Below are 22,139 nucleotides of genomic sequence, written 5' to 3'. Positions count from 1 at the left end.
ATAAATCCAGCCAAAGGGTTCCATGCCCTGCTAAAGTAAGAAGTTGCCCCTAATGTACGCGGATCATGGCAACACTCACCCCCTCCCCTAGTAACCTCACCTTTCCCCTCACCGCCGTTGTTGGACAAGAAGCGATTAAACTGGCCTTGCTGTTGGCGGCCGTTGATCCCCAGTTAGGCGGCGTTGCGATCGCAGGTCGTCGTGGTACAGCAAAATCAGTCATGGCACGGGCTATTCACGCCCTCCTGCCCCCCATTGAAGTAGTGAAGGACTCCTACTATAACGCCGCCCCTCAAGAGGGCGAAAACGCGGAAACTACCATCATTCCCGCCCCCTTTGTACAGATTCCCCTCGGTGTCACGGAAGATCGTCTACTCGGTTCTGTGGATGTGGAACAATCGGTAAAAGAAGGTCGCCCCATCTTTCAGCCCGGCCTCTTAGCCCAAGCCCATCGGGGGGTGTTGTATATTGACGAAATTAACCTGTTAGATGAACAGATTGCCAACCAACTGCTGACGGTGTTAAGTGAAGGGGCTAACCGCATTGAACGGGAGGGCATTAGTATTGACCACCCCTGCCGACCTATTTTAATCGCCACCTATAACCCCGAAGAAGGCACCCTACGCAACCACTTACTGGATCGGATTGCGATCGCCCTTTCCGCCGATGGAGTCCTTGCCCTCGATCAGCGCGTCACCGCCGTAGAACAAGCGATTCAATACTCTAGTTCTCCTCAAGCCTTTATTGAACAATACGGCCAAGATATCGAAGGCATCAAAACCGACATCATTCTGGCGCGAGAATACCTCAAAGAAGTACAAATCACCCCCGATCAAATTCAATACCTCGTAGAAGAAGCCATCCGGGGAGGCGTACAAGGCCACCGCGCCGAACTGTTCGCCGTGCGCGTCGCCCAGGCCGCCGCCGCCCTAGAAGGGCGAGAAGTCGTTAGCTCCGACGATTTGCGCCGAGCGGTAGAATTGGTCATTGTCCCCCGTTCCACCATCCTCCAGCCGCCCCCCGAAGACCAAGCGCCGCCCCCTCCTCCCCCACCCCCCCAAGATCAACAGGAACCGGAACAGGATAACGACGAAGAGGAAGAAGACGATCAAGACGAGTCGGAAGAACCGGAACAAGATCCCCCCAGCATCCCAGAAGAATTTGTCTTTGATGTGGAAGGGGTAATCTTAGATCCCAGTGTGTTGTACTTTGCGCAAATGGCGCAACGCCAAGGGAAATCCGGGGCGCGGAGCATGATTTTTTCCGATGATCGGGGGCGCTATGTCAAACCCATGTTACCCAAAGGCAAAGCGCGCCGCATCGCCGTTGATGCCACCCTCCGGGCGGCGGCTCCCTACCAAAAGGCGCGCCGTTTACGGGAACCTAACCGCAAGGTGATTGTGGAACAGGGGGATTTACGCTCAAAACGGTTAGCGCGCAAAGCCGGGGCGTTGATTGTGTTTGTGGTGGATGCGTCAGGATCAATGGCGTTAAACCGGATGCAGTCGGCGAAAGGGGCAGTAATGCGCTTACTCACGGAAGCTTACGAAAACCGGGATCAGGTGGCTTTAATTCCCTTCCGAGGGGAACAGGCGGAGGTGTTGTTACCCCCCACTCGTTCCATTACTTTGGCGAAAAAACGGCTTGAAAAAATGCCCTGTGGGGGGGGATCTCCCTTGGCTCATGGCTTAACTCAGGCGGTCCATATTGGGATGAATGCCAAAATGTCTGGGGATATCGGCCAGGTGGTGATTGTGGCGATTACTGACGGCCGGGGGAATATTCCTTTGGCGAAGTCTTTGGGGGATGAACTCCCCGAGGGGGAAAAGCCGGATATTAAGGGGGAATTACTGGAGATTGCGGGGCGGATTCGCTCGATTGGTTTCCAGTTGTTGGTGATTGATACGGAGAAAAAGTTTGTTTCTACGGGTTTCGGCAAGGAAATTGCTAAACAAGCGGGCGGGAAGTATTATCAGTTACCGAAGGCGACGGATCAGGCGATTGCTTCTATGGCTAAGAATGCATTCGCGTAGCGTTCCGTAGGAATCGCCGATTTGAAGTAGGGAGTAGGGAACGGGAAAAGGCAAAAGGGAACAGTAATCAACCTCTCCCCCTCTCCCCCTCTCCCCTGTTCCCTGTTCCCCGTTCCCCATTCCCTATCCTATGACTACCACTGACGTTCAAAACCTGTTTAATCGTATTGCCCCCGTCTATGATGACCTGAATCAACAACTGAGTTGGGGACTCCATCGCGTCTGGAAATTAATGACGGTGAAATGGGCGAATCCTCGGCCGGGAGATTGTGCCTTAGATGTCTGTTGTGGTAGTGGGGATTTAGCGCTGTTGTTAGCCAAACAGGTGGGCAAAACCGGGCGAGTGGTAGGGGTTGACTTTTCGACGGCACAATTGGCGATCGCAAAACAACGGGGCGAGGAACAATATCCCCACCATCACCTAGACTGGCAAGCAGGGGATGCCCTCGCCTTACCCTGTGAAAATGCCAGCTTTGACTGTGCCACAATGGGCTACGGATTGCGCAATGTAGGGGATATTTCCCGCAGTTTAAGGGAACTTCACCGAGTCTTAAAACCGGGAGCCAAAGCCGCTATTTTGGACTTTAATCATCCGAAAAACCCCCAATGGAAAACCTTTCAACAATGGTATTTAGATCAAATCGTCGTCCCAACAGCGCAACGGTTTAATCTCAAGGAAGATTATGCCTACATTATGCCCAGTTTAGACCGTTTCCCCACCGGGTCTGAACAAGTTGCCCTCGCCCACAACGCCGGGTTTTCAGCCGCGACTCACTACCCCATTACTGGGGGATTGATGGGGGTTTTAGTGGTGCAGAAAGGTTAACCCACTCAAAGCCATTGCGACCCTTTTCTTTAACCTGATACAACGCTAAATCCGCCGCTTTGACCACCTCATCAAAGCTATAAGTTCCCATAGCTCTTGTCGCAACACCTAGGCTAATTGTACAACTAATTACCCCTTGAGGACTGCGAATCACCATAGTTTCCACTTGATGCCGAAGATTTTCCACCCGTTGGGTGAGCAAATCGGGAGAACATTCCGGCCAAAAAATTAAAAACTCCTCCCCCCCCCAACGTCCCACTAAATCCTGTGAGTTCATCTGAGATTGAAGCAATTTTGCCACCTGTTTTAAGACCAAATCCCCCACATCATGACCATAGGTATCATTGATTTTTTTAAAATAATCAATATCCAGCAAAATGAGACTAAAAAATGCGTAAGCCTGCTCATCCATGCTTTTTTCAATTAAGTTTGTGATTGCCCCTCGATTCAAAAGCTGGGTCAAAAAATCGGTTTGAGCAACCTGATGTAAGTCAAAATACATTCTCTGGCTAACCATTAACATAAAAAAGCAATGGCGCAGAAAATCTAAAATAAATAATCCAAAAAATGTCAATATATTGGCAATCGTTGGCTGTAATAGGCTTTGAGTATTGGTTGGGATTAAGTAAATGATCCGAACCTGAAAAAGTAGTATCGTTAAAAACACAATAAGGGCTAGACAACGAGCTATGATTCTAAACCCAATTTGTTTTAAATGGATTAAGTTAATAAAACTTAGCCCATGAAACAGACTCCCGACTAGACAAGTAAAAAAGTTACGCCAAAAATAATCATAGTTTTGAGTAAAGTAAAATTGTATAAAAGGAAAAAGAGCCGCCAGAAAAAGCCATTTAGGATAACAAATTTTGCGATCTAAAAAGAAATTAACCCCAAAAGAACAACACAAGATAGAATAGACTAAAGTAGAATTTATAATCCAAGGTGGTATCACCCATGAACTCAATAGACTGGTATCTAGGACAATGGCTAAAAAAACAAAAGACGACAACACTGTACCGATAGCATAGCTTGAAATGCCCTTATACTGATTAGCAGATAGGGCAAGACCTATAATAATCACAGATTGCAAAATCGCAGAAATTGCAATCATGAGCATCATAGTAGCTGGATCAAACTTAAGCATTTACTCAAATCTTTTTTGTATTATATTAGATAATTATCGGAGAAAAAGTGACCCCATTCAAATCGATTGCGCCCGTTTGTTTTGGCTCGATAAAGAGCTAAATCCGCCGACCTAAGCAGTTCTTCAAAATTATCATATCCCATAGCTGTACTGGCAATTCCTAGGCTAATAGTACAGTGAATCACGCCTTGGGGAGTATGAATGACCATCATCTCCACTTGGGAGCGGAGATTCTCCAGCCGTTGGGAAAGAATATCCCGTGAATATTCTGGGCAAAAGATTAAAAATTCTTCTCCTCCCCAACGTCCTAATAAGTCCGAGGAATTCATTTGAGATTGCAGCAAATTTGCCACCTGTTTTAACACTAAATCTCCCACATCATGACCATAGGTATCATTGATTTTTTTAAAATGATCAATATCTAACAAAATAATACTAAAAGACGTGTATTTTTTTGTGATAGAATCTTGAACAAGATCCATTAAAGCTCTGCGATTTAAAAGCTGAGTTAAGAAATCAGTTTTAGAGGATTTCTTTAAATCAAAATACATTTTGTTAGTCACCATTAAAACAAAGAAGAAGTTTCGCAAAAAGTCTAGGATAAATACCATTAGAAAACCAACTCTATTGGCAAGGGTTGGATCGATGGGGGATTGGGTATATTCGGAAAGTAAAGCAAAAATGCGAAACCCAAAAAATAAGATAATCACAATTAAAATAATAGCTAGCCCATCTGCCACGGCTCTAAATCCTTCTGCTTTGATCTGAACCAAATTAATCACCATCAACATATAGATAGTGATAGCAAATAACGAAATCAGCAAATTTCGTAAAAAATAACTATTTATTTCATAGGTTAAATAAACTTGACTGAGCGCAAATATTATAAAAAACAAAATCCATCGTATATAATAAAATCGTGCTTTCAAAAACTTACATATCCCCAATCTATAAAACAATATTGAACCCAATATATGACAATTATTTAATACAATAAACCAAGTAAAATCAGGATTGCGAGACAATATAGAATTGTTAATAAATATCCCTAAATATCCTAGAAAAAATATAAACATACCCAAGGCATAAGTAAAAAGCCCTTGATATTCCCTCGCAAACCAAGCAAAAACACATAGCACCATCAATTGTAATATGGAACTAATAAAAATCATCAAGATAACGGTACCTAAATCTAGGTCAATCATAAAACTAACAGTAAAACCTTTTTATTGAGGTCGGCAAATATTGCAATTTTCACCATTGTTTTGACTTGCGCTAATTGCTCGAACTTATGCACAACCGCTTGATCAAAGTCGTCAAGGGTAACTCTTAATTTGACGGCTATATTATAGCAATTAACAATAGATGGTAATAGGGGCATGAAGTCCCCCTGTAATACGGGTTAAAGTGACCAAGGAATTAAAACTTAAATCGGATGGCTATAGTGGCGTGGAGTATATATCCATTGTTTTGTTTTCCCTTGGCGAATGATCCGGGTTTTACTGGAACCTATCAAAATGACTGTTCGCATATCGGCATCTTCAAGGGTTAATTGTTCTAGAGATTTGACTGTCACCTTTTCCCCGTTGCGCCCTAAATTCTGCACCAACACGACAGGAGTTTGAGGCTCTCGCCATCGTAACAAAATTTCTTTAGCTTTCTCCAGTTGCCAAGTCCGCTCTTTAGACACTGGATTATAAAAGGCGATCGCAAAATCAGCTTGTGCGGCTAACTCAATCCGTTGAGCAATCACGTCCCACGATTTGAGAATATCGGAGAGGGAAATCACACAAAAATCATGGCCTAACGGTGCGCCAACACGCGCCGCCGCCCCCTGCATGGCGGAAATCCCCGGACATACCCGAATGGCGATCGCATCCCATTCCGGTTTTGCCTTTTGCTCTATTACCTCAAAAACCGCCGAAGCCATGGCATAAATCCCCGGATCACCAGAAGAGACTAACACAACAGAGCGCCCCTGAGCGGCTAAATCTAGGGCGATTTCTGCCCGATCCAGTTCTACCCGATTATCGGATTCATGGCGCATAATTTCCGGTTTACGCAGGGCTTCCACCAAGTTTAAATAGGTTTTATACCCCACCCAATCCGTTGCTTCTGCCAGTACCTCTCGCACTTCGGGCGACATCCAATCCATAGCCCCGGGTCCCGTTCCCACTATGGCTAATTTCCCTGTTTTATGGCTCTCTTCAACGAGATATACTAAACAATCGGGGCTAGGGTTTGCCCCGTCTAAGCTATTCTTTTCTTGAATCTGAATAGTTAAGTTTGCATCCGATGAAATGGGCAAATTGCTATTTGTTAACCAGTCCGCTTGACCGATGATTTTTACCTTTTCTCCCGCTAATAAGTCTGAAATAAACCCCTTGGCATCATCCGGATTCACTAACCGATAACCTACTGGGGGAGATAATAAAGTCGTTTTAAAGCGAATATCCCCTGTGGTTGTAATAGCGGGGGAAACTTGCAACAGGGCGGCAATTTGACGGGCGAGATCGTTAACCCCTTGTAATCCTCCCAATAAAGGGACTACGGCGCTGCCATCTTCTGCGATCGCCAATACCGGGGGTTCTTGCCACTTGTTACTTAATAAGGGGGCGACTGTGCGAATCAAAATTCCTGCCGCACAAATGCCAATAATGGGCGTTCCCGTTTGGAACAATTCTCGCAGGGTTTCGCCAAAATTTGTATAGGTAAAATCCGCCGACTGGGTGCGATCTTTCAAGCCATAAACTACTGATGATTTTAAAACCGTTTGAATTTGACGAGCAACAGTGACGCTGGTTTCTGTTAAAATAACAATGACGGGTGCTTTCATTTCGGTTTAGTGCGACTAGGAATTAAAATTAATGCCCAGTAGGGAACAGCAACTGGATCGATTTCAGTAATCGGAATAATTTGCTGATTGGGTAGGGTGGCTCGTTCAATATAAAGGGCCTGTTCTAATAACCCTAGTTCGTCTAGAATATCCCGAACTTTAGAGAAATGACGGCCTAATTTAATGATAGCGGCCGCCTCGACCCCGGATAGGCGATCGCGCAAAATTTCCGCCTCTAAAGTTCCGGGCATTATACTGAATACATCATTGCGGTAGGTAATGGGGACACCCAACATGGCAGCGCTGGCCATCACCGAGGAAATTCCGGGTACAACTTCAATGGAAAAGCGATCGCAGAGGCGATTAAAAATATACATAAACGTGCCATACAACATCGGATCTCCGACACATAACACCGCCACATCTCGACCTAAATTTAAATGTTCGGCAATCTTTTCGGCTGCTATATCATAATGGGGTTGAGAACTGCGCTCAACACTAAAGGGTAATGGCATAGGAATTTCAATCTGATCCGGACGGATAAAATCCGCTACAATTGACCGGGCTAAAACTTTGCCATTTTCTAAGCTAGGATAGGCAATTACCGGGACAGTCGTTAAAATCCGGTGTGCTTTCAGCGTTAGTAATTCTGGGTCGCCGGGGCCTACCCCTAATCCGTAAAGTTTTCCTAATTGATTCATAATTCGCTCTCTTTGGCTAAGGCATTAATGGCGGCCGAGGCGATCGCACTTCCTCCCCTACGTCCATGTAGGGTAATAAATGGCACCCCGCGACTATTGGCCGCTAATTCCATTTTGGATTCTGCTGCTCCCACAAATCCAACCGGAAACCCTAAAATTAAAGCAGGTTTTGCGACATTTTCATCCAGTAATTCTAGTAAGCGAAAAAGGGCGGTCGGTGCATTGCCAATGACCACCACCGCTCCCCCTAAATCCGGTCGCCAAAGCTCTAAAGCTGCCGCCGACCGGGTATTATTAATCTGACGGGCTATTTCGGGAACATCGGGATGATTGAGTGTACAAATAATGGGATTATTTTTGGGTAAACGGGCTTTAGTAATACCGTGAGCGACCATTTGAGAATCACAAAAAATGGAGACTCCCTGACTTAGGGCATTTCGCCCTATTTTCACGGCATCCGGTGACGCTTCTAAGTCTTGTGTAATATCAGTCATCCCGCAGGAGTGAATGAGACGAACAGCCACCTGAGCTAAATCATCAGCTAGACTTTCTAAGTTTGCTTCAGCGCGAATAATAGCAAAAGATTTGCGGTAAATGTCCTCACCATTGCGAATATAGTCCATTGTATTTATTGTTCCCAAGGTTTAAATTTTAGGTTTAAATTTTAGGTTTAAATTTTAGGTTTAAATTTTGGCTGGTTAAAAATTGTTTTATTTCGTTTAAAATTGGCAAAAGTTTATCCTCAACTAAGGGTGATTGTAATGGGTTTTGCGCATCCAGTAAGCTCTCTAGGGGAGAATCACCGATATAGACTTGATATCCTGTGATAATTTGCTCATTTTCTTCAAGGGTAGTTCCCAAAAGTGTGATTTCTGCTGGACTAGGTTGAGCGCAGGACTTCGGACAACCTGTTAAATGAATATTAACAGGAGAATGACCGGGTAAGTGTTTGTTTAAATAATCGGTTAAGATTGAAGCATGAACTTGGGTTTCAGTGGCCGCTTTCCCACAACCGGGTTTTCCTCCACAGGCCACAATCCCGGCTTCCCATCCCCCAGCCGATGATAGTCCTAATTCGGTCAGTTGGGGTAACAATTCGGAGAGTTTTTGCTCAGGAATATCGGGTAATATAAGGCTCTGCCAAGGGGTTAATCGTAAGTAATGACGGCCAAAGGTTTCGGATAATTCCACTAATCCCCTTAGTTGAGGGGCGGTCAATTGTCCGAGTTTTAAGGCTATACCAATATAAGATAATCCGGCTTGCTTTTGAGGGTGAATGCCTAGATAAAAATAAGGTGGAGTGGGTAAGTCTGAATCGGAAACTGTTGGCTTAATTCTTTCCACAGGAGGATTGAATTGAGACTGAACTTGTGCTATATATTTTTCAACTCCCCAATCCTTGAGCAAGTGTTTCATCCGAGGTTTTTTGCCTTGGATTAAGGGGGTTTGTTGAACATAATCGACATAAACACTGACGAAAGCCCAGACAACGGCTAAGGCGTTTTCTGGCTTCATAAATAAGTCAGTATTATATAATTTTCTATCCCCTCCCAGTGCCAAGCGAAAGCCTAAAGTAGGGGGTAAATGGGGCTGAGAATTGAGGACAATTGCAGACAATTGAATCTCATTATAGCGGTGTTCTGCGGCTAGGGTGGAACGAGTGCCTATTCCTACCGTACCTCCGCCATCAATTCCTATACTAAATTTAGGACTTAAGGCGGCTAGGACGGGATGATTTTGAATAAAATGATCGAGTTTTGGGATTAACGGACGAGTGTCCATTAATTCTTGAGGATCAATTCCGGCCGTGGGACTGGCCATAATGTTGCGCAGGTGATCGATACTGGGATTATGGGAGGCTAATCCTAGTTTTTGTAAGGTTTGGAAATCTTCTAAGGTAGGGGATTGTTGAACGCCGCGAATTTGCAAATTTGCCCGATTGGTTACTTGTATGGTAGTCTGCCATTGTTCGAGGAGTTGTGCGATCGCCTTTCCCTGTTGCGCCGTCAGCCATCCCCCCGGTGTGCGGATGCGGATTAAGAATCCGTCTTGGGCAGGGGTTCCATAAAATAAGCCGGGACAAACATTTGCTTTAACTAACCAATTCACAGTTATCTGTTCTCCATGCAACGCAGAGAAGTAATTAGAAAATAATCGCCAAACGTCATCGGCGGTGCTGCTCATAATTTTTCATCTCATAATTTTTCATCTAAATTAACTTGACACTAACCCGATTATATCTTGTTTTTCAAGCCCTTACCAATTTCTCGGTTGAAACTGAACATCGTTCAGAATCGATACAGTTTCTCCACTTTGTGCCAAAACAAATAAACCTTGACGATAAGCATATTTATCCGCTCCTTCTTCGATTTCAATTCCTGCTACTGCCCCATATAATTGTTTTTGGTTATATTCAGGGAAAAACTGCCTAAATTCTGTTAGATTCTTGATTAATTCTTTCACATCATCGACACTTAAACTACTTTTGACTTCCACCACTAAAACATGATTTTCATTAGTGACCAAAACATCAATTTCTAAGGTTTTACCGTTCAGACGTTTTTTAACTCGTTGACTCACTTGATGGACGGGAATACCTCGATTGACAAATAAAGTTTCACAAGCGGGAGCTACCATATTTTCCACAAAACGCCCCCATTTTCCCCCCAGATTACCAATTTCTTTGCTGAGTCTGGTAATTTGGCGATCGGTTTTCTCAGATTGCTCTTTAAGAATACGTTCGGTTTCTTGAAAACGTCGCTCGGTTTCTTGAAAACGATGATCGGTTTCTTGAAAACGTCGCTCGGTTTCTTTTTGGGCTTCAACTAATTCGGCTAATAATCGCCAAACATCATCGGCAGTGGTGGTCATAACTTTTAATCTGAATTAACTTTGTACTAGCCTAATTATATCTTGAGCAATAGTAAATAACGACCATAATAAGGCTTTCAGGTCTTCTTGGGCGATCGCCTCAGCAACATAAGAGCCAATTCCGGGCAAAGTATAGCTCTGGTTTAAAACACTAATCGCCTCACTCGCCGCCACAAAAAACCATCCCCCACCAAAACTCATCATCCCATTCCAGACTAAACCAATCATCGCCGAGGGAATTTCCAACTTGGTGAATTTTTGCCAACGGGATAAACGATATCCTTTCCGCAAAACGGTTATGGGCGGCAACATAACCATAAACTAAAGTAAAGTGGAATTAATAGAAAGAACTATATCATCATTAATTCTTCTTAGATATGACGGATCACAATAGCCAATCAAAATGGCTCTCAATTATCGGAATTGGCGAGGATGGATTAGAGGGATTAAGTCCGGTGGGGCGAAGTCTCCTCTCTCTTGCCTCCGTGATTGTGGGGGGTGAACGTCATCTGGCAATGTTACCCCCGGAAGATCGGCGGGAAAAACTCCTCTGGACTTCTCCCCTACAGGACTCCCTTGAGGAAATTATGCGCCGTCGGGGTCAAGCGGTCTGTGTTTTGGCCAGTGGGGATCCCATGTGCTACGGGATTGGTGTCACCCTCACTCGCCACATTCCCCTAGCTGAAATGACGATTATTCCGGCTCCTTCGGCGTTTAGTCTCGCCTGTAGTCGTTTGGGGTGGTCCCTGAGTGAGGTGGAAACCTTGAGTTTGTGTGGTCGCCCCCCGGCCTTGTTGAACGGGGTGCTGTATCCCGGCGCTCAACTGCTGGTGCTCAGTGCTGATGCCCAGACTCCGGCAATGGTCTGCCAAATGCTGACCGAGAAAGGGTTTGGCGAGAGTCCCATCACGGTGTTAGAACACCTCGGCAGCCCCAAAGAACGCCACCTTCAAGGCATCGCCAATCGTTGGGACTTGAGAGATATTGCGGCTTTGAATGTCATCGCCATAACCTGCGTCTCCTCCCATCCCCTCACCCTCCCCCCGCGTCTCCCCGGTCTGCCCGATTCCGCCTACCAGCATGATGGACAGTTGACAAAACGACAAGTTCGTGCTGTTACCTTGGCGACCTTAGCGCCCTTACCCGGACAATTGCTTTGGGATGTGGGGGCGGGTTGTGGTTCCATTGGCATTGAGTGGATGCGGTGCGATCGCCGTTGCCAGAGTATCGCCATTGAACATCATCCCACCCGCTTACAATACATTGCCGATAATGCAACCGCCTTGGGAACTCCCCACCTCAAAATTGTTGCCGGAAAAGCACCCCAAGCCCTCCACGATTTACCCCAACCGGACGCGATTTTTATTGGGGGAGGGATTACCACCCCCGACTTATTAGAAACCTGTTGGGCGGCACTGCCCGAAGGGGGTCGTCTGGTGTGTAATACTGTTACCGTCGAAAGTGAATTAATCCTCCTGCAATGGCAGCGTAAATTAGGGGGAGAACTGACTCGCATTAGCATTCAAAAAGCCGAACCCGTCGGTCAATTTTTGGGCTGGAAAGCAATGGCCCCTGTAACCCAGTGGGTTATTGTCAAACAGGCCGTCGTTAACCCCTGTTTGACCCGACCCCCGACAACCTGAGAATCACCCTACCTTTAGACTGGGGACTCTCAAAGTTCAGCCTCCTTGACACTCTGCGGGCTGAAGCCGCGCAAACTTCAGGAAGACGAGGCTACCAAACTCCCGAACTTTTTCCGTATTTTGGCTTATGCCAATTTCTAAACTGTCACCTTTGGACAAGCACCCCAGACCTCCCCACCCCATAATTAAATTGTGTGTGTGAGGAATCGAATAAGAAAGCCTTTGGGGTCGAAACACGGCAAGACTCCCAAAGGCTTTCTTCTTGGCTATTCTGATAAAATGCTCTCCTTTAGAATGTTCTACCGAGGATTAGCTAAAAAATAGGACTTTAATTTTCTCCTCATCCCCCAAGCGTAAGCCGCTAATATTCATTCTGTAACAAATTTAGCAGTAATCACTCAAAATATTAGTATTATCTCTTAGTAATCGTTCATAAAAACCGCTCGGGGGTCGTCATGCGAGCAGCATCTTCTTTCCATACTTTCCTTTCTGTAACAGCCATAGTAACTAGCACTTTGCTAGGAACGACTTCTTCGGCTAACGCTCTAGTTAACTGTCCTTTTAGTAAGACACAGGGAGCCAGAGATTCTGCAACTCAACCAACTTTACAATCAGAACTAAGAGATTTTAATAAACCCTTTCCTTGGGGTAAATTATCCTTACTTGGATTAGGAAGTTGTGCCGTTGCTGGGTCTTTTGGGGCGAATTGGCTACTAAAATCTCGCCGCTTCAAATCCGAGGGGGTTTGTAATGTTGATCCTCTCTCTCCAGTCACTCTTTCTGACTCTAATGGAGAAAATGCGGGCAGAGAAAATGTCAATGATTTTCCAACCTTCTCAATTCCGGTTTATACGGAAGTTAAATCTGTCTGCCAAACAGTAGAAGAGAAGTCGGAGTTCACGCAAGTATAGTTCTGTTCTTTTCGCTAACCTCCCCTACACTCACTGTTACTTAGTGAGTGTTTTTTTTGAGTGTTTTTTGCTGTTTTTTAACAAATTTGCTAAAAATTCCCCATCCCCTTCCGGCTGGAGTAATTCACCCGAGATTAGACTTCCGGTTCAATACCTAACGCTCTGAGTTGAGCCGCTAATCGTTCGGCTCGTTGGTCAGCTTGTTGGGCCCGTTGGCGTTCTTGTTGGGCCCGTTGGTCAGCTTGTTCGGCTCTTTGTTCCAACTCCAAAAAGCTCAAGAATGGTCGTCCATCGGCACGATACAGTTCCAATGTATTCGGCGTGACCACAAACCGAATCCCTAGACGAGGACTTGTCCAGTTCTGGATTTCCTCAATCGCGCTCAATCCTCCCTCTGTACGGCAAAATCCCTGTAAATCGTTGCGGTCTGGGTTGTAAATATAATATTCTTCTACTCCGTAATCATTATAAAATTGCTGCTTTCTGCTCATTTCCCCTGAACCATTGCCGGGGGACAGAATTTCAAAGACCACTTGAGGGGCAATATTCTCCTCTTCCCACTGTTTATAAGACCCTCGCTCTCCTTTGGGGCGACCAAATGCTACCAGTGCATCGGGAGCAACCCGGATTTCTGGGTGTCCTTGGACAGGATACCAGAGTAAATCTCCCGCTACAAACACATCGGGCTGGTCAGCAAAAAGCAGATCTAGGTTTTCTTTAATCAGGACAATCCAGCGAAATTGTAAGGTATTGTCTGCCATTGGTAGACCATCACTATCAGGGTAGACGATCTCACAATCCAAGGAAATGGTCATATCAATTATCTCCTCTGGGTGAGGGGTGTATCATCTTTTTTAGTCTAGCAAACCTTTAGGACAATGATACTGGTTTTCGAGGGTTTAGCTTTCTCGGTTGATGTTTAACTAGATTGTTCAGTCTGTTTCCGTTCTAATAGTTGTAGGCGGATTTCTTGATGAACTTCTTGGGTAATGGGGTAAAAATAAGCCAGGATTAAGCCGATAATTAACATCAACATAGGCAAGGGACCAATGGCTACTCGGATGGCGAATAAGGCACTGTCTGGCTGAAGGGGAATGGGTTCTCCGGGGATTTGTTTAATAAATCCAGCCCATTCTAAAGTTTGGCCGACAATAAATAAAGAAAAGGCTAGACAGAGTTTTTGTAACAACACCATAAATCCGTAAAAAATGCCTTCCCGTCGCTGTCCAGTTTTCAGTTCATCGAGTTCAATAATATCTGGCACCATTGACCAAGGAATGAGATAGGCGACGGATACTCCCGTTCCGGCTAAGATAGCTAAACCATACATCAATAAAACTTGACCGGGTTGGAGGAAAAATAGACCGGATTGAGCAATTAACCAGAGGAATGTTCCCATAAAGTAAACCTTTTTCTTGCCTAGTTTATTACTGACTTTTTGCCAAATAAATAGCATGATTAAGGCTGTACCTTGAACCGCAATAGCAGTTAAGGGAAAACTGGCTTCAGTGAAGCCCATCCAACTCACGACAAAGTAGATTAGGATAGAGGCGGTGAGTTGAACGGCTAACCACGAACAAAGGTAAATCCCGATCAAAAAAAGGAAAGGTTTGGTACTTAAAGCTATTTGAAATTGTTCGCGTAAACTCAAGATTGGAAATGCGTTCGTTTGGGTTTCTTCGTTGTTGTTTTGAAGGGTTAAGTATTCTTCGGGGACGGAATCAATTAGGGTTAATCCGGCAACTATAAAGAGAATACAGAGCAAGATTCCGTTAATAACGTTAAAGTCAAAACTTCTGAGGAAAATGAGAAAAATTGGATCATTTCCTAGGTAGACGAGCAGAGATTTCAGGGTATTAAAAAATAAAATACTGAGTCCATAAATACCACAAGCTCCCCCAATCCACAGGGAAATCCAGCCCCATTGCTGACGTTTTTCGAGGGGAATTAAGGGTTCCATGCCTCGTTCTTGAATGCGCAGAACACACCATAAGGTGGAGAGAACAGCAATCATGGCGCAAGCGGTGCCTAAAACCCGAAATTGGGTAAAGGAATCGTCAGGATAGAGGAGGAAAACAATTTGAGCGAGAATGAGGGAAAAAATACTGCCTCCAATGGAAAAGGCCATGCGGAAACTGTTTAAACGGGTGCGTTCGTTGTAGTCTCGGGTGAGTTCTGGGGTGAGGGTGGTATAGGGTAAGTTAACAACGGTGTAAGCTAAATGGAAACCAATGGCAATGGTGACGTAGTAGGCAAAGAGTAACCATTCGTTGGTGGTGGGGTTTTCGCTAAAGCGGGGGACAATCCAGAGTAAACCATAGAACAGACCAAAGGGGACGGCTCCGGCTAACATCCAAGGGATACGTCTTCCCCAACGGGTGCGGGTGCGATCGCTCAAAACACCTGTAATGGGATCGTTAATGGCATCCCACACTTTCCCCACGGCTAAGACTGAACTCGCCAATCCCGGTGATAATCCTGCGACATTGGTTAAAAAAAATAACAGGAAGAAGATCATCACGTTAGCGGAAATGGCTGTCCCAAGATCCCCCGCACCATAGGCTAATTTGGTCGAAAAGCGTAGCTGTTCGTCGGCAGGTTTGATCGTCTCTGAGGTTGTATCCTTGGAAGTCGAAACGTCGCTCATAGTCATTGATGGATGGAGTAGTTCATGGAGTCAACGGATGGCTGTGTGAGGGTATTCTTGCTGTCTTAGTGATACAGATTTTTTGCAATTTCTGCAAGCAACCCTAGGTTGTCTTTCACGGGGAATGGCTTGGGTCAGGAAAGTGTCTCGTTTGGTCGTCTTGCTGCCATAATAAGGGGAGACTTGCTCAGTTTTCACGTTTCGGGATGGGGTATGGCAGAACAAACGGAACTTTATGTCTCTTGGTCGGATTATCATTATTTAGTGGAACAGTTAGCCGTCCAAGTTTATCGTTCTGGGTGGGAGTTTAACCAAATCATCTGTATTGCGAAGGGAGGACTCCGGGTGGGGGATACCCTTTGTCGTTTGTATGATTATCCTCTGGCGATTTTGTCGGCTTCGTCCTATGGGGGGAGTAAAAATCAGGTGCGGGGGGAGTTAAAGTTTTCTCAGCATCTGGCTATGACGACGGAAAGGTTAGGCGATCGCATTTTATTGCTAGATGATTTAGTAGACTCGGGAATTAGTCTGCGAGAGTCCATCTATTGGTTAAAACAAAATTACGGATCCCAGATTCAGGATCTCCGCACCGGGGTTTTATGGTATAAGGCCTGTTCAGTCATTGAACCGGATTATTATGTGGAGTACTTGTCCGATAATCCTTGGATTCATCAACCTTTTGAGTATTACGAACAGACTACCCCGGCTCAATTGGCCCAGAAGTATGGTTTCGATGTCCCTTGAGGGAAAAGCTGCAAAATTCTACCAAAAGCGCGTACAATCAAAAAGGAGAATTTTGCGTACAAGAAAGATTGTAAAACCAAGATGATCAAATTGAGATTAAAACGGTACGGCAAGAAAAGAGCGGTGAGTTATCGGATTGTGGCAATGAACAGCCGCGATCGCCGGGATGGCCGTCCCTTAGAAGAGTTGGGATTTTACAATCCCCGCACCGATGAAACCCGTTTGAATGTTCCCGCCATTGTCAAACGTTTACAAGATGGTGCCCAGCCTACGGATACGGTTCGTTCCATTTTAACCAAAGCCCAAGTTTTTGAGCAACTGAAAGGTTAGTTTTCCCGAAGCTCAGTTTTATGAAAACGGAGTGCCGTGTAAGCGGAGTGCCGTTGGAACGGGGTGTTTACTAACGATTTCCGAAGATCAGTCAAGATTATGAGTCCCAATTATGACCAACTGGTGCGTTATTTAGTCGAGCCATTACTCGATAACCCTGAGTCTTTGAGTCTGAATTGTGAATTGTCGCGGGGCAATCAAAAGGTTCTGATTCGTATGGCGTTTGACCCAGAAGAACAGGGGAAAGTGTTTGGTCGAGGGGGACGGAATATCGAAGCGATTCGGATGGTGCTAGAAGCGGCAGCGAGTGCAGTAGGACAGTCGGCCCGACTGGAAATATATGGGAGTCAGAACGCCCATTCCTCTTCTTCAGAAACCAGCGGCCCCAAACGAGAAAGGAACAACCGTCCTCCTCGCTCGCCTCGCCGTTCTTCTCCCGTCTCTAAACCGTCTCCCCGAAGACGCAGTGAAACGTGATTTCAGAAACTATCCCCTTCCCGAGTCCAGAAAGTGCGATCGCCTTGGCGGGGATGCGGGAGGAGAACTTACAACTCCTCTCCCGCCATACGGGGGTTCAGGTGGTGATGCGAGGCCTAGAATTGTGGCTCTCGGGTCAGCCGAAAGCGGTAGAACGCTGTTCTCAAGTGGTGCGATCGCTCAAACCGCTCTGGAAAGAGGGCAAAACCATTGCTCAAGCGGATATTTTAACGGCCTTTCATGCCCTCGACACTGGGCAGACCGACGAGTATCAAGATTTACAGAAAAGTGTTCTCGCCCACACCCGACGGGGGGAAGCGATCCGGGCGAAAACCTTCCGACAACGGCAATATATTAAAGCGATTCAAACCCACGATATTACGTTTTGTGTGGGGCCGGCCGGGACGGGTAAGACGTTTTTAGCGGCGGTGTTGGCGGTGAAGGCGTTGTTGAGTGATGAATGCGATCGCCTGATTCTCACCCGTCCGGCCGTAGAAGCGGGGGAAAAGCTGGGTTTTTTACCCGGTGACTTACAGCAAAAAGTGAACCCCTTCCTGCGTCCCCTTTATGATGCCCTCTACGAGTTCATCGACCCGGAAAAAATCCCCGACCTCATGGAACGAGGCAAAATCGAAGTCGCCCCCCTCGCCTATATGCGCGGCCGCACCCTGAGCAATGCTTTTGTCATTGTAGATGAAGCCCAAAACACCACCCCAGCCCAGTTAAAAATGGTGTTAACGCGCTTGGGGTTTCGCTCTCGTATGGTGGTTACAGGAGATATTACCCAAACCGATTTAGGATCGGCTCAAGATTCGGGTTTAGTGGTGGCGCAAAAAATCCTTAAATCTGTTGAAGGGATTGCCTTTTGTCATCTAACTTCTAGTGATGTCGTGCGTCATCCCTTGGTACAGCGTATTGTGGCCGCCTATGAGCAGTTTGAGCGTTAGGGGGAATCGGGAATCGGGAATCGGGAATCGGGAATCGGGAGTCGGGAGTCGGGAATCGGGAATCGGGAGTCGGGAATCGGGAATCGGGAATCGGGAGTCGGGAGTCGGGAATCGGGAGATTGCCTCTCCCCTGCCCCCCTGTTCCCCTGCTCCTCTATTCCCTATTGATCAAGGATTCCGTTCCAACAACACCCGAGGGGAAAAACGAAACAATTGATAAGCTCCCTTTTCCGCCAAAATCTCATAATCTTGGGGTTCTAAATTGAGTTGCTCCACCGAATTGGGATAGGAAATCAACAATAAACTATCCTCTGGCTGTATGCTATCGGCCTCCTCTCGCCAATGGTTGAGCGCGATGGGGGTATGGGAGAAAAAGAGCGTGGGAATATGGGAATAAAAGACAATGCTAGGTTTCCAGAAGCCAATCATCATCATTTGTTCCTCGGGTTGGATCACTTGACTAGCTTCTAGGGAGAGTGCCTTGAGGGCATTTTGTCGCTGTCCGATGGCAACATCCAACAGGGGTAAAGCGCTGAATAACAGAAAACTGGTAAAGGCCACGAGATTAATCAATAAAATCCAGTGACGATAACGGGAGAGGATGAGACAAAAGGCGATCGCACCGAATCCGAGCAACCAAATCACGGCTCCAATTTCCGGGAAAGGCGTTTGATCCACCACCTGATCCCAATTCGGAGCCGCGGGATCAAAACCCATAAATTGGGGAATCCGCCAAGAGGCAATCCCTAGCGCCAAGAGGAATAGACCATTAACGCCCCCAGTCCACCACATCCCCCAGGGTTTTTGCTCCGAGGTCGATTCACGGGTGAGGAGATCACTCCAGAGTAGGGCGACTAAGATAGCCGAGGCAGGCAGGAGGGGGAGAACATAACTGGGGAGTTTGGTCACGGCAATGGTGAAAAAGACAAAAATGCTCGTAAACCAAGCGAGGGCGAAAATCCCCAGATGAGCGGAGCGGGGCTGTTGTCGCCACAGTTGAGGCTGCCAAAAGCGTAAACGTGCGATCGCCCAAGGTAAATAGACCGACCAAGGCAAAAAGCCCACCAACACCACTAGAAAGTAGAAAAACCAAGGGGCAGAATGTTCATTGACCACCTGAGTAAATCGTTCTACATTGTGATAGCCAAAAAATGAGTCGATATAGTCTTGACCATTATCTAATATGACCAACACATACCAAGGCACCGTTAACAGAGCAAACCACAGGGCACCGAACAGGGGCTTACTTTCTCGCCAGACGGTCTGAAACTGCCCCACATAGAGCAGAAAGGGAATAATGGTCAGACCCGGTAAAACAATCCCCACAGGGCCTTTCGCTAAGACCGCCAAGGCGAGGAGAGTATAAAAGGCGATGTACCACCCATTGGGGAGAATTCGGCGTTCTGAGGCCTCTTGAGGGGCTGTATAGCCACAGAAAAAACATAACATCGCTCCCCCCATACAGCCACTCAGTAACATATCGGAAACTCCAGTTCTCGCCCAAGCGATGGTTTGAATATTGAGGGCGCACAACGCCGCAGCAATCCAAGGGGAAAGCCACAGTTGACGCTGACTGGTACGACTGTGGAGGGCTTCAGGCTGGGCATTTTTGGGGCGAGCCAAGCCACAACGACGTAGGGTGACGAAAACTAAGACCATTAAACCAATGGCCGAGAGGGCCGAAGGCAGACGCACCGCCCATTCATTGACTCCGAGGAGGTGATAGGCGATCGCCATTAACCAGTAAATGAGGGGCGGTTTATCAAAGCGGGTTTCTTGATTAAAGTAGGGGGTAATCCAATCCCCGGTTACGGTCATTTGTCGCGCAGCTTCAGCAAACAGGGGTTCGGTTTCGTCCACTAAGGGGGTGCTACCCAAGGCTAGCAAGAAGGCAATTCCGGCAATGATTGCTAAAGATACCCCACAAAACCATCCAGTTTTCTGGGGATTTTTCTCCAAGTGATGCCACCAAGTGTTCAAGTTGTGAATCACGCCCTCCATCCTCACACAATGCGCTTAATCAGACCTAATTTAGCTTGAAAGGGTTCTATTTGACGAGAGGTGGGCCATCAAGACTCAATACTCAATTTCCTGACCCCTTGTTGTGAGCAGAATCACCTGTGCGATCGCCTCAAATCAATTTCTTCTAGTCAAAGATTTGTCTATGCTAGAAGCAGTCAACCAATCAGGGTGCTAATTCATTATGATTTACGCACTTGTTAAGTCTGCTTTGGAGACAGGTTGTTTAAGTGTTGCATCCGAGAGTCTCATCCGTCAAATTCTGGCCATTCGCTCTTTTCAGTCTTCCGAGATGGAGGCGATCGCCAAACTTGAAGCAGCACTAAAACGGGGAGAAGTCCAGCGTGAGGCCTGTCCTTCCACGCTCCTAAACTCCTTTGCTGTCTTTCACAAATCCGTTTAATGTCCCAACCGAGGGTTAGATCATCTCAAAAACCTCCTGAGTCATCAGGAGGTTTTGTCTTGCCGCAGGGATAGGCATATCGCCCGAATCCCACTCGGAGTTATTCAGTAAGCCCTAGGTAGAATCCCCGTCTATGCGCGGGCGGGGAGTACGTCAAGAGAAGAAAATGTGTTAACCTAATAACCACTTGTACGCGATAAAACCACCCATGACCGCATCCCGTAAGTATCACATCACTACCTTTGGTTGCCAGATGAATAAGGCCGACTCCGAACGGATGGCGGGTATTCTGGATGAAATGGGCTTGATTTGGGAAGAAGACCCCTATCAAGCTGATGTGATTCTTTACAACACCTGTACTATTCGGGACAACGCGGAACAAAAAGTTTATTCTTACCTCGGCAGACAGGCGAAACGGAAACAAACGGATCCCAACTTAACTCTAATTGTGGCCGGGTGTGTCGCCCAACAGGAGGGAGAACAACTCCTGCGTCGGGTGCCAGAATTGGATCTGGTTATGGGACCCCAACACGCCAATCGTTTGGGGGATTTACTGGAACAGGTGCTGGCCGGGAGTCAAGTGGTGGCCACGGAACCGATTCATATTGTCGAAGATATCACGAAACCCCGCCGCGATAGCACGGTGACGGCTTGGGTTAATGTGATTTATGGCTGTAATGAGCGTTGTACTTACTGTGTGGTGCCCAATGTGCGGGGGGTGGAACAATCTCGGACTCCCGAGGCTATTCGTGCAGAGATGGAAGAGTTGGCCGCCCAAGGGTTTAAGGAGGTGACGCTACTGGGGCAAAATATTGATGCCTATGGACGAGATTTGCCCGGGAGTACGAGGGATGGACGACATAAGCACACCCTGACGGATTTACTCTATTTTGTCCATGATGTGCCGGGAATTGACCGGATTCGCTTTGCTACGAGTCACCCACGCTATTTTACGGAACGTTTGATCCAAGCTTGCCATGAGTTGCCGAAGGTCTGTGAGCATTTTCATATCCCGTTCCAGTCGGGAGATAATGAAGTATTGAAGGCGATGGCGCGGGGCTATACTCAGGAGAAGTACCGCCGCATTATCAATAAAATTCGGGAGTTGATGCCGGATGCTTCGATTAGTGCGGATGCGATTGTGGCGTTTCCGGGAGAGACGGAGGAGCAGTTTGAGAGGACGTTGCAGTTGGTGGCTGATATTGGCTTTGATCAGTTGAACACGGCGGCCTATTCTCCGCGTCCGGGGACTCCGGCGGCGCTGTGGGAGAATCAGTTAAGTGAGGAGGTGAAGCGCGATCGCCTACAACGTCTCAATCGTTTGGTGGAGGTGAAGGCCGCCGAACGTTCTCAACGCTATGCAGGCCGTCTTGAAGAGGTGTTAGTGGAGGACGTGAATCCCAAGGATCTGAGTCAGGTGATGGGACGGACGCGGGGGAATCGTTTAACCTTTTTTAAGGGGGATTTAAGGGAGTTAAAGGGGAAAACGGTACCTGTGAAAATTACCGAAGTTCGGGCGTTTAGTTTGACAGGAGAACCGTTGTTAGATCCGGTTTTGGTGGCTAATTAGGGAACAGGGAGTCGGGAATCGGGAATCGGGAGCAGAC

The 22,139-nt window shown here is 46.7% G+C and carries 21 protein-coding genes and 1 pseudogene; 11 read left to right on the top strand and 11 right to left on the bottom strand.

Annotated elements, in window-relative coordinates:
• The first annotated feature begins 65 nt into the window (after window positions 1-65).
• Both bchD and ubiE read left to right on the top strand, forming a co-directional pair.
• Window positions 66-2,033, top strand: coding sequence for a magnesium chelatase ATPase subunit D (bchD, locus tag SPI9445_RS0108735; protein ID WP_017304357.1), 1,968 nt, complete (start codon window positions 66-68; stop codon window positions 2,031-2,033).
• Window positions 2,034-2,163: 130 nt separating this feature from the next.
• Window positions 2,164-2,859 (top strand): bifunctional demethylmenaquinone methyltransferase/2-methoxy-6-polyprenyl-1,4-benzoquinol methylase UbiE, encoded by a 696-nt coding sequence (gene ubiE / locus SPI9445_RS0108730; protein ID WP_017304356.1) that lies wholly within the window; start codon window positions 2,164-2,166, stop codon window positions 2,857-2,859.
• On the opposite strand, the gene SPI9445_RS27470 is transcribed toward ubiE, so the two are convergent.
• The 8 genes and pseudogenes from SPI9445_RS27470 to SPI9445_RS0108685 form a co-directional block, all read right to left on the bottom strand.
• Entirely contained in the window at window positions 2,816-3,979 is a 1,164-nt protein-coding gene (locus SPI9445_RS27470; RefSeq protein ID WP_164674493.1) for a GGDEF domain-containing protein, read from the bottom strand. The genes ubiE and SPI9445_RS27470 overlap by 44 nt on opposite strands.
• A gap of 44 nt (window positions 3,980-4,023) precedes the next feature.
• A complete protein-coding gene (locus SPI9445_RS27465) occupies window positions 4,024-5,208 on the bottom strand; it encodes a GGDEF domain-containing protein (protein ID WP_017304354.1) in 1,185 nt (394 codons plus the stop codon).
• A 221-nt stretch (window positions 5,209-5,429) separates the two neighbouring features.
• Window positions 5,430-6,839 carry a precorrin-3B C(17)-methyltransferase gene (gene cobJ, locus SPI9445_RS0108710; protein ID WP_017304352.1) on the bottom strand — a complete coding sequence of 470 codons (1,410 nt, stop codon included), beginning with the start codon at window positions 6,837-6,839 and terminating at the stop codon, window positions 5,430-5,432.
• A complete protein-coding gene (cobI, locus tag SPI9445_RS0108705) occupies window positions 6,836-7,540 on the bottom strand; it encodes a precorrin-2 C(20)-methyltransferase (RefSeq protein ID WP_017304351.1) in 705 nt (234 codons plus the stop codon). The genes cobJ and cobI overlap by 4 nt, the downstream gene beginning before the upstream one ends.
• Entirely contained in the window at window positions 7,537-8,163 is a 627-nt protein-coding gene (locus SPI9445_RS0108700) for a precorrin-8X methylmutase (protein ID WP_017304350.1), read from the bottom strand. Before SPI9445_RS0108700 ends, cobI begins: the two co-directional genes overlap by 4 nt.
• A 34-nt stretch (window positions 8,164-8,197) precedes the next feature.
• Entirely contained in the window at window positions 8,198-9,649 is a 1,452-nt protein-coding gene (gene cobG, locus SPI9445_RS0108695) for a precorrin-3B synthase (RefSeq protein WP_026079633.1), read from the bottom strand.
• Between the two features lie 147 nt (window positions 9,650-9,796).
• Window positions 9,797-10,411, bottom strand: coding sequence for a hypothetical protein (locus SPI9445_RS0108690; protein ID WP_017304348.1), 615 nt, complete (start codon window positions 10,409-10,411; stop codon window positions 9,797-9,799).
• 21 nt (window positions 10,412-10,432) lie between these two features.
• Window positions 10,433-10,690 (bottom strand): annotated as a pseudogene (locus tag SPI9445_RS0108685) (sulfonate ABC transporter permease); the annotation flags it as partial.
• A gap of 98 nt (window positions 10,691-10,788) precedes the next feature.
• Between SPI9445_RS0108685 and SPI9445_RS0108680 the strand changes: the two are divergent.
• Complete coding sequence (locus tag SPI9445_RS0108680; RefSeq protein ID WP_017304346.1) at window positions 10,789-12,054, top strand: bifunctional cobalt-precorrin-7 (C(5))-methyltransferase/cobalt-precorrin-6B (C(15))-methyltransferase; 1,266 nt, start codon at window positions 10,789-10,791, stop codon at window positions 12,052-12,054.
• Window positions 12,055-12,509: 455 nt separating this feature from the next.
• Window positions 12,510-12,965, top strand: a complete 456-nt coding sequence (locus tag SPI9445_RS30420) for a hypothetical protein (RefSeq protein ID WP_164674492.1) — start codon at window positions 12,510-12,512, stop codon at window positions 12,963-12,965.
• Between the two features lie 134 nt (window positions 12,966-13,099).
• Here the strand turns inward: SPI9445_RS30420 and SPI9445_RS0108675 are convergent, their stop codons facing one another.
• Window positions 13,100-13,780, bottom strand: coding sequence for a Uma2 family endonuclease (locus SPI9445_RS0108675; RefSeq protein ID WP_017304345.1), 681 nt, complete (start codon window positions 13,778-13,780; stop codon window positions 13,100-13,102).
• A 104-nt stretch (window positions 13,781-13,884) separates the two neighbouring features.
• A complete protein-coding gene (locus SPI9445_RS0108670; RefSeq protein ID WP_017304344.1) occupies window positions 13,885-15,612 on the bottom strand; it encodes an MFS transporter in 1,728 nt (575 codons plus the stop codon).
• A 213-nt stretch (window positions 15,613-15,825) separates the two neighbouring features.
• On the opposite strand from SPI9445_RS0108670, the gene SPI9445_RS0108665 reads away from it, so the two are divergent.
• From SPI9445_RS0108665 to SPI9445_RS28370, 5 genes are all read left to right on the top strand, one after another.
• Window positions 15,826-16,356 carry a phosphoribosyltransferase gene (locus SPI9445_RS0108665; RefSeq protein ID WP_017304343.1) on the top strand — a complete coding sequence of 177 codons (531 nt, stop codon included), beginning with the start codon at window positions 15,826-15,828 and terminating at the stop codon, window positions 16,354-16,356.
• An 81-nt stretch (window positions 16,357-16,437) separates the two neighbouring features.
• Complete coding sequence (gene rpsP, locus SPI9445_RS0108660) at window positions 16,438-16,686, top strand: 30S ribosomal protein S16 (protein ID WP_017304342.1); 249 nt, start codon at window positions 16,438-16,440, stop codon at window positions 16,684-16,686.
• 99 nt (window positions 16,687-16,785) lie between these two features.
• The gene (locus tag SPI9445_RS0108655; protein WP_017304341.1) at window positions 16,786-17,163 is read left to right on the top strand and encodes a KH domain-containing protein; all 378 of its coding nucleotides are present in this window, start codon (window positions 16,786-16,788) and stop codon (window positions 17,161-17,163) included.
• A 53-nt stretch (window positions 17,164-17,216) separates the two neighbouring features.
• Entirely contained in the window at window positions 17,217-18,110 is an 894-nt protein-coding gene (locus tag SPI9445_RS0108650; RefSeq protein ID WP_083883597.1) for a PhoH family protein, read from the top strand.
• A complete protein-coding gene (locus SPI9445_RS28370) occupies window positions 18,091-18,327 on the top strand; it encodes a hypothetical protein (protein WP_071525271.1) in 237 nt (78 codons plus the stop codon). Before SPI9445_RS0108650 ends, SPI9445_RS28370 begins: the two co-directional genes overlap by 20 nt.
• Here SPI9445_RS28370 and SPI9445_RS24905 read toward each other — a convergent pair.
• Window positions 18,279-20,111, bottom strand: a complete 1,833-nt coding sequence (locus tag SPI9445_RS24905; RefSeq protein ID WP_017304339.1) for an ArnT family glycosyltransferase — start codon at window positions 20,109-20,111, stop codon at window positions 18,279-18,281. The two genes, SPI9445_RS28370 and SPI9445_RS24905, sit on opposite strands and share 49 nt — an antisense overlap.
• 202 nt (window positions 20,112-20,313) lie before the next feature.
• Here SPI9445_RS24905 and SPI9445_RS0108640 point away from each other — a divergent pair, with 202 nt between their 5' ends.
• A complete protein-coding gene (locus SPI9445_RS0108640; protein ID WP_017304338.1) occupies window positions 20,314-20,532 on the top strand; it encodes a hypothetical protein in 219 nt (72 codons plus the stop codon).
• A 208-nt stretch (window positions 20,533-20,740) separates the two neighbouring features.
• Complete coding sequence (gene miaB, locus SPI9445_RS0108635; protein WP_071525270.1) at window positions 20,741-22,102, top strand: tRNA (N6-isopentenyl adenosine(37)-C2)-methylthiotransferase MiaB; 1,362 nt, start codon at window positions 20,741-20,743, stop codon at window positions 22,100-22,102.
• Window positions 22,103-22,139 lie beyond the last annotated feature (37 nt).

The sequence above is a fragment of the Spirulina subsalsa PCC 9445 genome (genome assembly GCF_000314005.1).
Lineage (GTDB): Bacteria > Cyanobacteriota > Cyanobacteriia > Cyanobacteriales > Spirulinaceae > Spirulina_A > Spirulina_A subsalsa.
This window is presented reverse-complemented; position numbering and strand designations above follow the sequence as displayed.

What these genes read in the sequence shown, in the direction of transcription:
- bchD (WP_017304357.1), top strand. Translation starts at nt 66, where the DNA reads ATGGCAACACTCACCCCCTCCCCTAGTAACCTCACCTTTCCCCTCACC.
- ubiE (WP_017304356.1), top strand. Translation starts at nt 2,164, where the DNA reads ATGACTACCACTGACGTTCAAAACCTGTTTAATCGTATTGCCCCCGTC.
- SPI9445_RS27470 (WP_164674493.1), bottom strand. Translation starts at nt 3,979, where the DNA reads ATGATGCTCATGATTGCAATTTCTGCGATTTTGCAATCTGTGATTATT.
- SPI9445_RS27465 (WP_017304354.1), bottom strand. Translation starts at nt 5,208, where the DNA reads ATGATTGACCTAGATTTAGGTACCGTTATCTTGATGATTTTTATTAGT.
- cobJ (WP_017304352.1), bottom strand. Translation starts at nt 6,839, where the DNA reads ATGAAAGCACCCGTCATTGTTATTTTAACAGAAACCAGCGTCACTGTT.
- cobI (WP_017304351.1), bottom strand. Translation starts at nt 7,540, where the DNA reads ATGAATCAATTAGGAAAACTTTACGGATTAGGGGTAGGCCCCGGCGAC.
- SPI9445_RS0108700 (WP_017304350.1), bottom strand. Translation starts at nt 8,163, where the DNA reads ATGGACTATATTCGCAATGGTGAGGACATTTACCGCAAATCTTTTGCT.
- SPI9445_RS0108690 (WP_017304348.1), bottom strand. Translation starts at nt 10,411, where the DNA reads ATGACCACCACTGCCGATGATGTTTGGCGATTATTAGCCGAATTAGTT.
- SPI9445_RS0108680 (WP_017304346.1), top strand. Translation starts at nt 10,789, where the DNA reads ATGACGGATCACAATAGCCAATCAAAATGGCTCTCAATTATCGGAATT.
- SPI9445_RS30420 (WP_164674492.1), top strand. Translation starts at nt 12,510, where the DNA reads ATGCGAGCAGCATCTTCTTTCCATACTTTCCTTTCTGTAACAGCCATA.
- SPI9445_RS0108675 (WP_017304345.1), bottom strand. Translation starts at nt 13,780, where the DNA reads ATGACCATTTCCTTGGATTGTGAGATCGTCTACCCTGATAGTGATGGT.
- SPI9445_RS0108670 (WP_017304344.1), bottom strand. Translation starts at nt 15,612, where the DNA reads ATGAGCGACGTTTCGACTTCCAAGGATACAACCTCAGAGACGATCAAA.
- SPI9445_RS0108665 (WP_017304343.1), top strand. Translation starts at nt 15,826, where the DNA reads ATGGCAGAACAAACGGAACTTTATGTCTCTTGGTCGGATTATCATTAT.
- rpsP (WP_017304342.1), top strand. Translation starts at nt 16,438, where the DNA reads ATGATCAAATTGAGATTAAAACGGTACGGCAAGAAAAGAGCGGTGAGT.
- SPI9445_RS0108655 (WP_017304341.1), top strand. Translation starts at nt 16,786, where the DNA reads ATGAGTCCCAATTATGACCAACTGGTGCGTTATTTAGTCGAGCCATTA.
- SPI9445_RS0108650 (WP_083883597.1), top strand. Translation starts at nt 17,217, where the DNA reads ATGCGGGAGGAGAACTTACAACTCCTCTCCCGCCATACGGGGGTTCAG.
- SPI9445_RS28370 (WP_071525271.1), top strand. Translation starts at nt 18,091, where the DNA reads ATGAGCAGTTTGAGCGTTAGGGGGAATCGGGAATCGGGAATCGGGAAT.
- SPI9445_RS24905 (WP_017304339.1), bottom strand. Translation starts at nt 20,111, where the DNA reads ATGGAGGGCGTGATTCACAACTTGAACACTTGGTGGCATCACTTGGAG.
- SPI9445_RS0108640 (WP_017304338.1), top strand. Translation starts at nt 20,314, where the DNA reads ATGATTTACGCACTTGTTAAGTCTGCTTTGGAGACAGGTTGTTTAAGT.
- miaB (WP_071525270.1), top strand. Translation starts at nt 20,741, where the DNA reads ATGACCGCATCCCGTAAGTATCACATCACTACCTTTGGTTGCCAGATG.